Annotated in this window: 13 protein-coding genes and 1 riboswitch; of the genes, 5 read left to right on the top strand and 8 right to left on the bottom strand. The window is 44.6% G+C overall.

All coding sequences use genetic code 11. From position 1 onward, the window contains the following. Positions 1–32 precede the first annotated feature (32 nt). Entirely contained in the window at positions 33–1,361 is a 1,329-nt protein-coding gene (locus ERJ70_RS01365; RefSeq protein ID WP_209366635.1) for a S1C family serine protease, read from the top strand. A gap of 137 nt (positions 1,362–1,498) precedes the next feature. Here the strand turns inward: ERJ70_RS01365 and ERJ70_RS01360 are convergent, their stop codons facing one another. Then, positions 1,499–1,816 carry a hypothetical protein gene (locus ERJ70_RS01360; RefSeq protein ID WP_209366634.1) on the bottom strand — a complete coding sequence of 106 codons (318 nt, stop codon included), beginning with the start codon at positions 1,814–1,816 and terminating at the stop codon, positions 1,499–1,501. A 200-nt stretch (positions 1,817–2,016) separates the two neighbouring features. On the opposite strand from ERJ70_RS01360, the gene ERJ70_RS01355 reads away from it, so the two are divergent. Beyond that, a complete protein-coding gene (locus ERJ70_RS01355) occupies positions 2,017–2,472 on the top strand; it encodes a GNAT family N-acetyltransferase (protein ID WP_209366632.1) in 456 nt (151 codons plus the stop codon). 28 nt (positions 2,473–2,500) lie between these two features. After that, positions 2,501–2,899 (top strand): GNAT family N-acetyltransferase, encoded by a 399-nt coding sequence (locus ERJ70_RS01350; RefSeq protein WP_209366630.1) that lies wholly within the window; start codon positions 2,501–2,503, stop codon positions 2,897–2,899. Between the two features lie 219 nt (positions 2,900–3,118). Here ERJ70_RS01350 and ERJ70_RS01345 read toward each other — a convergent pair whose 3' ends face one another. The 4 genes from ERJ70_RS01345 to ERJ70_RS01330 form a co-directional block, all read right to left on the bottom strand. Then, positions 3,119–3,820, bottom strand: coding sequence for a TraR/DksA C4-type zinc finger protein (locus ERJ70_RS01345; RefSeq protein ID WP_209366628.1), 702 nt, complete (start codon positions 3,818–3,820; stop codon positions 3,119–3,121). Positions 3,821–3,906: 86 nt separating this feature from the next. Next, positions 3,907–4,392 (bottom strand): GNAT family N-acetyltransferase, encoded by a 486-nt coding sequence (locus ERJ70_RS01340; RefSeq protein ID WP_209366626.1) that lies wholly within the window; start codon positions 4,390–4,392, stop codon positions 3,907–3,909. A gap of 145 nt (positions 4,393–4,537) precedes the next feature. After that, the gene (locus tag ERJ70_RS01335; protein ID WP_209366624.1) at positions 4,538–5,581 is read right to left on the bottom strand and encodes a ribonucleotide-diphosphate reductase subunit beta; all 1,044 of its coding nucleotides are present in this window, start codon (positions 5,579–5,581) and stop codon (positions 4,538–4,540) included. A 16-nt stretch (positions 5,582–5,597) separates the two neighbouring features. Beyond that, a complete protein-coding gene (locus ERJ70_RS01330; RefSeq protein WP_209366622.1) occupies positions 5,598–7,850 on the bottom strand; it encodes a ribonucleoside-diphosphate reductase subunit alpha in 2,253 nt (750 codons plus the stop codon). 251 nt (positions 7,851–8,101) lie between these two features. Then, positions 8,102–8,295, bottom strand: a riboswitch (cobalamin riboswitch). 245 nt (positions 8,296–8,540) lie between these two features. On the opposite strand from ERJ70_RS01330, the gene ERJ70_RS01325 reads away from it, so the two are divergent. After that, a complete protein-coding gene (locus ERJ70_RS01325; RefSeq protein WP_209366620.1) occupies positions 8,541–9,422 on the top strand; it encodes an NAD(P)-dependent oxidoreductase in 882 nt (293 codons plus the stop codon). A 117-nt stretch (positions 9,423–9,539) separates the two neighbouring features. On the opposite strand, the gene yxiS is transcribed toward ERJ70_RS01325, so the two are convergent. The 3 genes from yxiS to ERJ70_RS01310 all read right to left on the bottom strand — a co-directional run bounded on the left by yxiS (position 9,540) and on the right by ERJ70_RS01310 (position 11,041). Continuing rightward, complete coding sequence (gene yxiS / locus ERJ70_RS01320; protein WP_209366618.1) at positions 9,540–9,851, bottom strand: protein YxiS; 312 nt, start codon at positions 9,849–9,851, stop codon at positions 9,540–9,542. Positions 9,852–9,861: 10 nt separating this feature from the next. Beyond that, on the bottom strand, positions 9,862–10,548 hold the full coding sequence (locus ERJ70_RS01315; RefSeq protein ID WP_245208088.1) for a class I SAM-dependent methyltransferase: 687 nt from the start codon (positions 10,546–10,548) through the stop codon (positions 9,862–9,864). A 295-nt stretch (positions 10,549–10,843) separates the two neighbouring features. Then, the gene (locus tag ERJ70_RS01310; RefSeq protein ID WP_026571405.1) at positions 10,844–11,041 is read right to left on the bottom strand and encodes a cold shock domain-containing protein; all 198 of its coding nucleotides are present in this window, start codon (positions 11,039–11,041) and stop codon (positions 10,844–10,846) included. Between the two features lie 291 nt (positions 11,042–11,332). Between ERJ70_RS01310 and trhO the strand changes: the two genes are divergently transcribed. Beyond that, on the top strand, positions 11,333–12,307 hold the full coding sequence (trhO, locus tag ERJ70_RS01305) for an oxygen-dependent tRNA uridine(34) hydroxylase TrhO (RefSeq protein WP_209366616.1): 975 nt from the start codon (positions 11,333–11,335) through the stop codon (positions 12,305–12,307). The last annotated feature ends 587 nt before the right edge of the window (positions 12,308–12,894 follow it).

The raw sequence follows: 12,894 nt of genomic DNA, 5'->3' as shown, positions 1-12,894 counted from the left end.
AATAAATAGCACAAAGAAAGGTGTGAGTTTACATGCACGAAAATGAACATCAACACGAGCATGATCACGAACACGGCCCGGAAAGTGAAAAGCAGGTATATATCGAAAATGAACAAGATGCAAACACACCGCCGGCTTCGCAACCAAAAAAACCGGACAGCGGTTCCAGTTCAAGTAAAAAAGGTTACTTTATCAGCGGCATCACTGGTGGATTGATTGTCGCCATCATTGGTCTGTTATTAATCTATACAAATATTCTACCATTACAATCCCTGAATTCTGAATCGCAAAGCGCGGACACGCAAACAGGATCAGAATCCGCCGACAGTGATAACATCACCCTGACGGCAAACACGTCGGACGACCCGGAAGTAGAAAGCGCACTTGAAAAATCTGCTTCAGCTGTTGTCGGCGTATCCAACCTACAGAAAACAACAGCGAATTTCTGGGAGCAACCAGATGATACGCAAGAAGCCGGAACAGGATCCGGTGTCGTCTATAAAAAAGAAAACGGCAAAGCCTATGTCGTTACGAACAATCACGTCATAGATGGCGCTAGCGAAGTAGAAGTTTATTTACAAGATGGTACGACGGTCAGCGCCAAAATTCTCGGCGCTGATGAATTGAGCGATCTGGCCGTGTTGGAGATTGACGGCAGCAATGTCGATACTGTCGCTACACTAGGTTCTTCCAATGACTTGAATGTCGGTGAAACAGCAATTGCCATCGGGAACCCGCTTGGCATGGAATTTGCTGGATCGGTCACTAAAGGAATCATCAGCGGACTGGAACGTTCGGTTGAAATAGACTCTAATCAAGATGGGGTAGCAGATTGGACCACAGAAGTCATCCAAACCGATGCTGCGATAAATCCGGGTAACAGCGGCGGTGCATTGGTCGACGGAAATGGTGAGTTGATCGGCATCAACTCGATGAAAATTGCCGAGAGTGCTGTAGAAGGAATCGGGTTTGCCATTCCAATCGATACAGCAAAACCAATTATCGAAAAGCTTGAAACAGAAGGTTCCGTCACCCGTCCGTTTGTCGGGATAAGTGCCATGGACCTGGCAACTGTTCCAGAGCGACATAAACAGGAAACACTGCAGCTGTCTGAAGATGTAGAAGAAGGAATCGTTGTTGCCCAGGTACAAACCGGCTCTCCGGCAGAACAAGCAGGATTGAAGAAGTATGATGTCATCACTCAAATCAATGATCAAACGATCGGGTCGATGCTTGATTTAAAAAAATACCTTTATGATGAAACCGAGGTCGGCGACCAAGTGGAAGTCACCTATTACCGCGATGGTAAAAAGCAGAACACCTCGCTGACCCTGAGTGAACAGGACGAGCAAACAAGCTAAGTAGCAAGCAGCAAACAAACCCCGGCGGACAACTCCCCCGAACGCTGGGGTTTTATATAGATAGTCCAGTCTGCAAAAAATGCAGACTGGCAATTAATAATGATCCTCCTCTTACTATGACAAAGCGGCACCTGCTTCTATCGCAGATGCCGCTTACTATTTTCCAGATTTTCCATTCGATCAAGAATTATCGTTAAGATGCCCAGACACAAACCAATGAGTACAAACAACAGGACAAACTGCAAAATCACCAGCGCAAAAATATTATCAACATTTCCCGCCAGCCACTGGCCGCCATAGTAAAAACAAACGAATGCAACGGCGGCTGCCATCACAAACAAGATAGCAATTCCCCCGGTCACAAGCGGGTGTAAACGACGAATCGTTTTTCTATGTTTGACGGCCAGGTAAACCAGACTGAGAATAAACAGCAACAATAAAAACAAAGTGCTCATGGTAACATCCCTCCGCAACCAAATCCTCTTATTAAATTTCCCTGCGCTCCTCGGCATCAAACACGGATAATTTGATACAATGAAAAAACGCGGGGCGCCTTGTTTACCCCTGCTAAAAAGAACGCCATTGGGCGTTAACAGAGATAGATATACAGGACTCTATAAAATCATCCATAATGAAAAACAGAGGGGGAAAGACAATGGAAATAAAACAAATCACGGACAGGAAAAATGCTCCCATGGATTTATTGTTACTGGCAGATCCCAATAGACAGATGGTGGAGAAATACCTGGTTGACGGACACTGTTACGGGGCCAATGAGAGGGGCAGCCTGGTCGGTGTCTATGTATTAATTAAAAAATCCTCAACCAAAGCAGAAATTGCCAATATCGCTGTCCATCCCGATCGCCAAAACGAGGGGATCGGTCGTAAACTGATCGAGCACGCCATTGCCGAAGCCAAAAGCCTGGGGTTCGAACTTATTGAGGTCGGCACAGGTAATTCAAGCATCGGGCAGCTTGCTCTCTATCAAAAGTGTGGTTTTCACATGCAATCGATTATCAAAGACTTTTTTACGAACCATTATGATGAAAAGATTGAAGAAAACGGGATTATCTGCAGGGATATGATTCGGCTCTCAAAGCAGTTAACCTGAAAAGCATTATAAAACAGGGAGGATTTTTATGACAGTTCACTATGCTATCCATGAGAAGATTTTGCGCGAGGAACTGGCAGACGTGTTTGCCTCATCCGGCATAAAGCGGCCTTATGAAGATCTGGCCCGGATGGAAAAAATGATTGAACAAGCAGATTTACTGGTTACAGCACGAGATAACGGTAAGCTGATTGGCATAGCCAGAGCATTGACTGACTATTGCTATTGCTGTTACTTGTCGGATTTGGCAGTCGACAAACAGTACCAGCATCAAGGCATTGGAAGTCAGTTGATTTCCCGCGTTCAAAAGGAAATCGGTGAAGAAACAGCTTTGATTCTCCTTTCCGCGCCTTCAGCAATGGGATACTATCCGAAAGCAGGCTTTCAAAAAGCAGACAACGCTTTTCTCATTCCACGGAAAAAATAAGGATATGTTAAGTTAGGATATAACCTAATTCCACTTGCAAAAACCGAACGAGTTCGAATGTTTACCCATTTCGAATCATCGTTCGGTTTTTGTTTTAGCCACGATGCTTTTGCCCAACCTCTTCTTTGTCCGGCTTCGACACCAGCAACTAAGTGCCTTCTTTGCTTGCGTAAGATAAAAGAAGGCTTGCATAGTGGTTAATCCAGCCTGATTTTTCTTCTAATCATAAAGGATGGAGTTTACTTCGTTTTCGTCAAGGTAGTCTTCGTATTTTTCGTGTGCGGGGTTTACACCGCTGAATTTCCCATCGATATCGGCTGTCAAAAAGTTTTCGATTTCTTCCGTTCCACTTACTAATTCATCGGAATTGAAAAACATATCCTCATAATCCTTTTCCGTGTCATAAAAGTCGGACGGACTTTCGGATGAACCATATTTTGCAACGCGCTGCCAGGAATCCTCCGCATCAAAAATGGTGGATTCTTCTTCCTCCACTTCTGTCTCCATTTCGTTGACACTCGGATGGAAGACATCTTCTTCTGCCGGCCGGTCGTTGGAAATGTCGTCTTCGGCATGTTTCAGACACCTTGTGGTGGTCGGCATCGCTTCCAGCCGTTCAAACGGAATGTCTTTGCCGCACACTTCACATACACCATACTGCCCATTTTGTATCGCGGTCAAGGCATGGTTGATATCTTTCATTTCCTGTTCTGCATGATCATTCAAGGCTATATCCTTTTCCCGTTCAAAAAGCTCTGATCCATGGTCGCCGGGATGGTTATCATAATTCGATAACTCTCCCATTGATTCCTTGATCAATTCATACTGCGTTCCATAATGGTCCTCAAGATGGTCGGCCAGGTGACGCTTGCGTTCTGTTAACATCTTTTCACACTTTTGCAGCTGTTGTTGCGTTAGCACATTATCGCCTCCTGCTGTGAAAGATCATGCAGAACATTCTTAGTATATCCGAAAACAATCCGCCAACCAGTTAAGATTTTGGAAATTCACCGGGGACTGTCACCCATCGGGCTATCAAGTTCCTTTGGAAAAGTAGTGAGCAACATGTCGACATGAGGGATATCGTCGTCAAGATAGACATCGGATATCTCTTGGAAGCCAAAGGAGGCGTAAAAGTTCCGCAGGTATTCCTGACCCTGGATTTTTATCATTGTTTCCTGCCACTGTTCGGTTATATGGGAAATTGCTTTTTGTAAGAGCTCTCTGGCAAAGCCTTGTCCGCGGTATTGCTTATGTACCAGCACCCTTCCGATGGACGCTTGTTCATATACTGTTCCTTTCGGAAGCAAGCGTGCGTATGCTACAATCTTTTCTCCATCCTTGCAGAATAAATGAATAGCACGATAGTCATGTCCATCGAGCTCACGATACGGACATTGCTGTTCAACGACAAAAACATCGATTCTTGTTTGAATGATGGTATATAGTTCTTTTGTATCCAACTCACCAAATGACTTGCGAATCCAGTCCATCAAAATCCTCCTTGTTTAGCCTGTTGCAAGATAGCAAAGTATATGTGCACAGTTATTACTTTCCCCAATGCAGACAAATTTGTAAAGCGCGGGATCGGGAAAAAAAAAATCCCTCACTGATGATCAGCAGGGATTTCCCGTCCTATTACAAATCGTCAAAACCATTATCGGTGTAATTTACTTTGGTGTACTGTCGGGACTTCTGTTCAAAGAAATCGGACTTGCCCAAATCCACTTCTTCGTATGCTTTAATCCAGCGCAGCGGATTTTTGGTGATTTCCGGATACGGTTTTTCGTAGCCAAGTTGTTTACAACGTGTATTGGCATAAAATTTAATATAATCCTCCACGTCCTGCAACAGAATACCATCGATTTTGTTGCCGATTATGTGGCGAGCCCATTCTGTCTCCAGGTGCACCGCTTGCTTAAAGGTATCTTGTACAAAGGTTTCCAGTTCTTTTGTATGATATTCCGGATGCTCCGTTAACACTTCTTTGAATATTCGTACAAACAAATCGACATGCAGCTGTTCATCACGGTTGATATAATTAATCATCGTAGAGGTGGCGACCATCTTTTGATTCCTTGCCAAATGATAGAAAAAGGCGAACCCTGAATAAAAGAATAGTCCCTCCAGAATTACATCGAAAACAACGGATTTCAACAAGTTATCTACCGTCGGTTCTTCTGCAAATGCTCGATAACCGTCTGTGATGAAATCGTTACGCTTTTCCAAAATGGGTTCCGTCCGCCAAAATTCGAAGACTTCATCCTGCTCTTGCTTGGATACAAGACTGGATAAGACATAGGAATAAGAGTGGTTATGAATGACTTCCTGCTGGGCGAGAATGATCATGAGCGCATTCAGACTCGAATCCGTTAAATAATCAGCAACCTTCCCGGCGTAATCCGTTTGGATGCTATCGAGCAAAGCCAGTAACCCGATGATTTTCAAAAAGGCGTCCCTTTCATCGTCAGATAACCCTGGAAACTGCCGCATATCCTGCGACATGTTGATTTCAAAAGGCGTCCAAAAGTTCGAAAGCATTTTTTTATATTTGGGATATGCCCAGGCGAAGCGGACATCATCCCAATTGAGTATATTAGAGCTTTTTCCGTTGATAATACTTGTAGAATTGTTCGGTGCCGTCTTGTCCATGATATTCCGTTTATTCAATGATACAACCATCGTTAGTCTCCTCTCCTTAGCTGGAACATGATTCACAGTCGATCAGTTCGGATGAGGTCGACCGTAAATAATAGGTAGTTTTAAGCCCTGATTCCCAAGCATCCAGGTGAAGGCTCAGCAATTCTTTGGCCTGGATGGTGTTAGGTACGTAGATGTTGAAGGATACACTTTGGTCGATATGCTTCTGTCTGGCTGCGTTCTGTTTGATACTCCAGTGCTGATCGATAAAATAAGCCGATTTATAATACCAGGTGGTATCCGCGTTCAAATCCGGAGCGGTCACAGGAATTTTGTAATCCTTTTTCTCCTCGGCATAAAACTTTTGGAAAATCGGATCAATACTGGCGGTGCTCCCCGCGATCAAAGATGTCGAGGAATTCGGCGCAACTGCCATTAAATAGCTGTTCCGGATTCCGAATTCCTGCACCTGTTCCTGCAAATCGGACCAAGCATAGTCTGAATCTGTTTCAGTTGTATAGCCCTTCTTTTCAAAGTATTTGCCTGTTTGCCAGTCTGAACCTTCAAATGCGGCACAAGCACCTTTCTCTTTAGCCAGTTCCATGCTGGACCGGATTGTCAGAAAAGCGATTTTTTCGTACAGCTTGTCCGCATAGGCTACTGCTTCCTCGCTTTCCCAACGGATTCCTTTCAACGCCAGAAGATGGTGCCATCCAAACGTACCAAGACCGACTGCCCGGTATTTTTGATTGGTGAGCTGTGCTTGTAATACCGGAATCGTGTTCAAATCGATTACGTTATCGAGCATCCTCACCTGGATAGGAACCAATCGTTCCAGAACGCCTTCTGTCACTGCCCTGCCCAAATGGATGGAGGACAAGTTGCAGACAACAAAGTCACCAGGTTGCTTATTCACGACTATTTTCCCGTCGACGGTCTGCTGTTCTTCTACTACAGTCGGGCTTTGGTTTTGCGTGATTTCCGTGCAAAGATTGCTCGAATAAATCATGCCGAGATGGCTGTTCGGATTATGCCGATTCACTTCATCCCGATAAAACATGAAAGGACCACCGGTTTCGAGCTGGCTTTTCAGAATCCGTTTCATCAGGTCAATTGCAGGGATTTCTTGTTTACTAAGATCTGGGTGTTGAACACATTCCCAATATTTTTCCCGGAAGCTTCCATCGCCCTTTGACTCGTCAAAATAATCTTCAAGCGAATACCCCATTACTGTCCGGACCTCATGAGGATCGAACAAGTACCAGTTCTCTCTAGCTTCTACCTGCTCCATGAAAAGATCCGGAAGACATACTCCTGTGAACAAATCGTGTGTCCGAAGCCGCTCATCCCCATTGTTCAGTTTCGCATCCAGAAAAGAAGATATATCTTTATGCCAAATATCCAGATAGACACAGATTGCTCCTTTGCGCTGGCCAAGCTGATCGACACTGACCGCTGTGTTGTTCAACTGTTTCATCCATGGCAAAACACCGGATGATGCTCCACTGAACCCTTTAATCGCACTGCCGCGGCTGCGGATTTTTCCCAAATAAACGCCGATTCCGCCGCCGTTCTTAGACAGGTTGGCGATATCGGTATTACTGTCGAAAATCCCCTGCAGACTGTCGTCTACTGTATCGATAAAGCAGCTGGATAACTGACCATAGCTTTTTCCTGCGTTGGAAAGCGTCGGTGTAGCCACCGTCATGTACAGGTTACTCAATGCCCAATATGCTTCTTTAATCAACTCTATCCGTTTTTCTGCAGGCTCATTTTTCATCAACGTCATACAAATGATCATGAATCGTTCCTGTGGCAGCTCATAAACCTTGCCTTGGTAATCCTTGGCAATATAACGGTCTGCCAATGTCCGGAGACCGATGTATGTGAACATGTTGTCTTTGTCTGGATCGATCGCCTGTTCCAGTTCCTGTATTTCCTGTTCACTATAAGTATCAAGTAAGAAGCGGTCATAGATGCCGATGTCCGTCAGATGACGGATGACTTGCCCAAACGGACCGTATTTCCTGCCTGGATCGTATCCCCTGTTCTCGGCTGCTTCCTGATACAGCTGCTGTAAGTATAAAGCTGCTGCTGCATAGGTCCAATCCGGTGCATTTTCGTCCAGGTTGGCCAGCGCCTCCAAAATCAACTGGTGGATCCATTCATCATCGGGGAGCCATGGTTTTTGCTCCAATACTTTGTCACCGTGTTCAACTAATGCTTGAATATCCAAATCCGGAAAACGACCGGTCAGAATCTTCGGTATTTCTCTCTTCCAATCACTTCGTTTAACTTCTGTTTCGATCATTATTTACTCCTCCTTTTGTCCAAGTGAACACAGGTTGAAGGGCAGAGCCCAGTCACCTTATAAGTGTTAAGGTACTATCATGTTGAGATTTTCTAATGAGGTTATGTATCTCTTTCTTCCGGTAAAGGCACTTTTATGCATATAAAAAATCCGCCCATGAGACATGGACGGATTGAAAACGACAGACAGTAAACATGGCAAAAACAGCCACTTTTCCCCTATCGTTTTCACTCCCCAGTCCCCGAAGAAATGAAACGCTACAAGAAAAGGCAGGTCTCCTGACTCGTGCTTCTGCCTACTAGAGACCTTCCCAAACCGGCGCCGTAAAGCAAAGCGGTTTAGTGGAACTTCTCGTTCGTCCACACTTACAGTTGCGGGGACAGTTCCGGTTTTTCACCGGATTCCCTTTTAAGACAATGCTGTCACCTATTCTTGCACGGAATCAACATATAGTATTCACTTTCAATAACTAAACAATATATTGTGTTAATTATGACTTTATCACAATCATTTTTTTGTTGCAATCCAAATAATTCCCTGATTGTTCTTTCACTAGGAGTAAACCCTGGCGTTACGCGGAAAATGCCGGATTAAAAAATTTTTTGTCGAAGTATCGTGATTTTATAGAAAGGATTTTTCGTTTTTTTATCGAACTAAGTTTAGACATAAAGAGACAGAAAGGAAGGATGAATGATGGCCTTAGCAAAAGATACAGTCATTGGCTTTATCGGTACAGGTGTGATGGGAAAAAGTATGGCTGCCAACCTGATGGAAGCCGGATTCCCTTTGAATGTATATACGCGAACCAAAACAAAAGCAGAGGAACTCTTGGAAGCTGGAGCTGTCTGGAAGGAAAGCGCAGCTGATCTTGCAGCAGAATCAGATGTGATTATTACTATCGTCGGTTACCCCTCTGATGTAGAAGAAGTATACTTCGGTGACAGCGGTATCCTGGCTCACGCCAAGGCCGGCAGCTTCGTCATCGATATGACCACTTCCAAGCCCAAGCTTGCTGAAAGAATTTATAAAGAAGCGGCGAAAAAAGAAATCGAATCTGTCGATGCACCAGTTTCGGGTGGGGACGTCGGGGCAAAAAACGGAACACTCGCCATCATGGCCGGCGGGTCTGAAGCTGCTTATCAGGAGCTAAAGCCGATTTTCGACGTACTTGGCAGCAATGTTGTCCATCAGGGTCCAGCCGGATCAGGCCAGCACACAAAAATGAGCAACCAAATCACCATTGCTTCCAATATGATCGGGGTTTGTGAAGCGATCACCTATGCAGAGAAGGCTGGCCTGGATCCAGAACGAGTATTAAGCAGCATCTCTACCGGGGCTGCAGGAAGCTGGTCGTTAAGCAACCTTGCTCCCAGGATGATTGCCGGTGATTACGATCCGGGATTTTATGTCAAACACTTTATTAAAGATATGAAGATTGCCTTGGAATCTGCAAAGGAAATGGAGCTTCTCACCCCAGGATTGGAGCTGTCCCTGTCGCTGTATCAAAGGTTGGCTGAGTCTGGAGGCGAAGATCACGGAACACATGCGTTGATCAAATTGTTCAGAGGTTAATGAAAAAGAGCCTGGGACAAAAGCATCGTGACCAAAATGAAAACCGAACGAATTTGATTGGCATTTAGCATTCGCTCGGTTTTTGCTTTTGTGGCCATGCTTTTGTCCGGGCCTCTTTTAATCGTTCTCCTGCTTCTTACGCTTTTCGATTTCCCTGTTCACGATGAAAGCCAGGTCATCATTTCCGTATAACTGCAATACATTCAATACGGTGGTATCCGGAATAGGTTCCGACTCCTCCTTCGGCACGGTCAATTCCAGTGTTTTTTCCAGCTCTTTATTGCTCCCCTGCTCTGGATAAGCTTCATGATAGAGCTCTTCCGGCTTGAGGCCGTTATTGACACACCATTGGGCAAAAACAAGAATCATCATGTTTTCGTCCTGGCGATACTGTTCGATAATTTTTTCTTCCATCTCTTTTTTATCCATATCCGTCACCTCACTCTTTTTGAAACAAAAACAGCCACATAAAGCTCACTGCCTGTTGCAATTCTTCCGGTAAAGCAGCCATCTCTTTTTCCGTTACATCCTTTTTGGAGACAGCTTTTCCACCGATCGTCTCCCAGCCGATCTCCTCTTCAACCAGCCTTTTTAACTCCCAAGGCATCATCGTGTTACAGATCACCTTTTCACCGTATAGCCTTGGAAAACTGTTGTTCCGCGGCCCTGCTGTCGGTCCCAATAGGCCGATACACACGCTTCCTTCCGGCTTCAAAACCCGGTCCAACTCCTTTAGGGCCTTCAGTGGATGCTCTGTCCATTCCAAAACGTTGATTCCCATGATGGCATCAAAACTTTCGTCCGCAAACGAGAGATGAATGATATCTTCCCTTCGGAAAGTGATGAATTCTCCGGCCAAGCGCTTTGCCTTCTCGATCATTTCTTCTGAAAGGTCCATACCTGTCACTTTATAGCCTGCCTGGCTCAGCTTATAAGAACCATAACCATCTCCGCAGCCAACGTCCAACACGGTAGCACCTGGATGCAAATAGTGATTCAGAAACGGGATAATCTCTTTTCTGCTGCCGGTATCCCACATACTTTTGCTGTTTTGATTCCAAAATGATGCCCTTTCATCCCACTGCTTCCCTGCCTCTTGATGCCAGTCAAACGTTTTGTCATCCACTTTGCTTTCCTCCTCCGTGTTTTAACAGTAAAGCTTACTAATCAAATGTAGTCAATTACTATTTTATCGTTTTTCCGCCCAGGACAAAAGGAGTATAGGCTAAAGCCGCCACGTCCTGTGGCAACGCCTGCATGACCCACATTGTTTGGGCCTCTGACAAGCTTAAGCAAAGCCTCGAAGTGGCGGCCTTTTGCCCTCGAGGGGGTAAGCGCTGGAGCTAGACATCTCTGAAATTTATACTTTCTTATCTGTCAAAAAAAGCGCATCAACAGATGCGCTTTTTTGTAATAGCAGATTATAAAGGTTGAACATTGGACGCCTGCGGACCGCGATCGCCTTCGACAATGTCGAATTCGACTTCCTGGCCTTCATCAAGCGTTTTAAAACCTTCAGTCTGGATAGCCGAGAAGTGTACGAATACATCGTCGCCATCTTCTCTTTCAATGAACCCAAACCCTTTATCGGCATTAAACCATTTGACTTTCCCTGTCATGAAAAAACCTCCTTCTTACAAAAAATGCGGGTAACGGATTAAAGCTATTCCCTTACATCTCTTTATTGTGAAAGAAATGGGAACGAAATATTCAACTCCCACTTTCTTTTCTTTATTTTCATTTCCACTTTTCCCTTCACCTAAACCAGGTGATAGCTATGATTACCTTTAAATACAAGTTGATTTTTCTCTTAAACCTCTGTTAAAATATATGCTTGCAAGAGACAATGTTATAATAGATCCCACCCTACATTTATATCTTGCAAATATGAATTGATAGGTGGTAATAAAATGGAAAACCAAGAAAAGTATCAAGTATTATTGTATTATAACTATGTTCCAATCGATGATCCGGAGACCTATGCAGCCGAGCATCTCAAGTATTGTAAAGAACTCGGCTTGAAAGGTCGCATTCTGGTTGCCGAAGAAGGTATCAACGGCACGGTCTCTGGAACAGTGGAACAAACCAATAAATATATGGACGACATGCACGCTGATCCTCGTTTTGCCGAAATGGTCTTCAAAGTAGATGAATCTGACGGCCATGCGTTCAAAAAAATGCATGTACGTCAGCGTCCCGAGCTTGTTACACTCCGTCTCGAGGATGACGTTGACCCGAATGAAACAACCGGCCAATATTTAAGTCCCCAAGAATTTTATGAAGCCATGCGGGATGAAAATACGGTTGTTTTAGATGCACGGAATGATTATGAGTATGACCTTGGCCACTTCCGCGGTGCCATCCGTCCTGATATTGAAACATTCCGGGAATTACCTGAATGGGTGAAAGAAAATAAAGACAAATTAGAAGGCAAAAAAGTCCTTACCTACTGTACCGGCGGTATCCGCTGCGAGAAATTTTCTGGATGGCTGGTAAAGGAAGGATTTGAAGATGTCGGCCAATTACATGGCGGAATCGTTAGCTATGGAAAAGATCCGGAAGTACAAGGCGAGCTGTGGGACGGACAGCTTTACGTGTTTGATGAACGGATTTCCGTACCGGTCAACCGTAAAGAACATGTAGTAGTAGGAAAAGACTTCTTTGATGGGAAGCCTTGTGAACGCTATGTAAACTGTGCAAACCCTGAATGTAACCGCCAATTCCTTTGCTCAGAAGAGAATGAGCATAAGTACATGCGCGGATGTACGCATGAATGCCGTGTATCACCACGCAACATGTATGTGGAAGAGCACAATTTATCTGAGGAAGAAATCCAAGCAAGACTGGAAAGAATCGAACGTGAAGATGGAGTAGCCCATCAATAAGTCTGGTTTCCTTTCAAAGTGCTAATCAAGCGTTATCTAAAGAGGAACACCACATGTGAAAGACGGCCGTACTGGTCGTCTTTTTTTAAGGGGGAATTCTTGTTACATACTGTATGTGGTGATGCCCCTGCCTTGATTTAGATAATTGCTTAAAACTACGGTAAAAGATCGGGATAGAGTACAACCCCATTTTGTCACCGAATTATCGGGGATTAGTGATAGACTTTTATGGTAGCAAGCGGTTGGCTCTTTAGAGCGAAAAAGCGTAGCAGAGGAAATAAGCGAGACTCCTGCGGAAATACGGGCGATCGAGACCCCACAGCGGGCTTTGCGAGGAGGCTTGGGCGTTCGTCCGCGGAAAGCGAGTTTTATTTCCTCTGCGGCCTAAGTGTAATCGCTATTTTTATGGAATAAGCCTTTCGATAAAGAGTTGGTCGAGCAAAAAACCACCCCGCAGCATTTGCAGAGAAACGGGAAATCCGAGAGCTATACCCTGCATAAGGTGCCAAAAAGCTGGATTCTATAGAGATTTGAGCATCCTTTATCAGATCTGTTACTCGATTATGCTATCCTTCAATAAAGGAGGC

The organism is Sediminibacillus dalangtanensis, assembly GCF_017792025.1.
In the GTDB taxonomy this organism is placed as follows: Bacteria; Bacillota; Bacilli; order Bacillales; family Amphibacillaceae; genus Sediminibacillus; species Sediminibacillus dalangtanensis.
The sequence above is the reverse complement of the archived record's forward strand: the minus strand, read 5'-3'. Positions and strand labels throughout refer to the sequence as shown.

Bases quoted from the DNA above. Each gene is read 5' to 3' on its own strand.
- trhO (WP_209366616.1), top strand. From the start codon at position 11,333: ATGGAAAACCAAGAAAAGTATCAAGTATTATTGTATTATAACTATGTT.
- ERJ70_RS01335 (WP_209366624.1), bottom strand. From the start codon at position 5,581: ATGGTTGTATCATTGAATAAACGGAATATCATGGACAAGACGGCACCG.
- ERJ70_RS01325 (WP_209366620.1), top strand. From the start codon at position 8,541: ATGATGGCCTTAGCAAAAGATACAGTCATTGGCTTTATCGGTACAGGT.
- ERJ70_RS01360 (WP_209366634.1), bottom strand. From the start codon at position 1,816: ATGAGCACTTTGTTTTTATTGTTGCTGTTTATTCTCAGTCTGGTTTAC.
- yxiS (WP_209366618.1), bottom strand. From the start codon at position 9,851: ATGGATAAAAAAGAGATGGAAGAAAAAATTATCGAACAGTATCGCCAG.
- ERJ70_RS01365 (WP_209366635.1), top strand. From the start codon at position 33: ATGCACGAAAATGAACATCAACACGAGCATGATCACGAACACGGCCCG.
- ERJ70_RS01310 (WP_026571405.1), bottom strand. From the start codon at position 11,041: ATGACAGGGAAAGTCAAATGGTTTAATGCCGATAAAGGGTTTGGGTTC.
- ERJ70_RS01350 (WP_209366630.1), top strand. From the start codon at position 2,501: ATGACAGTTCACTATGCTATCCATGAGAAGATTTTGCGCGAGGAACTG.
- ERJ70_RS01330 (WP_209366622.1), bottom strand. From the start codon at position 7,850: ATGATCGAAACAGAAGTTAAACGAAGTGATTGGAAGAGAGAAATACCG.
- ERJ70_RS01340 (WP_209366626.1), bottom strand. From the start codon at position 4,392: ATGGACTGGATTCGCAAGTCATTTGGTGAGTTGGATACAAAAGAACTA.
- ERJ70_RS01355 (WP_209366632.1), top strand. From the start codon at position 2,017: ATGGAAATAAAACAAATCACGGACAGGAAAAATGCTCCCATGGATTTA.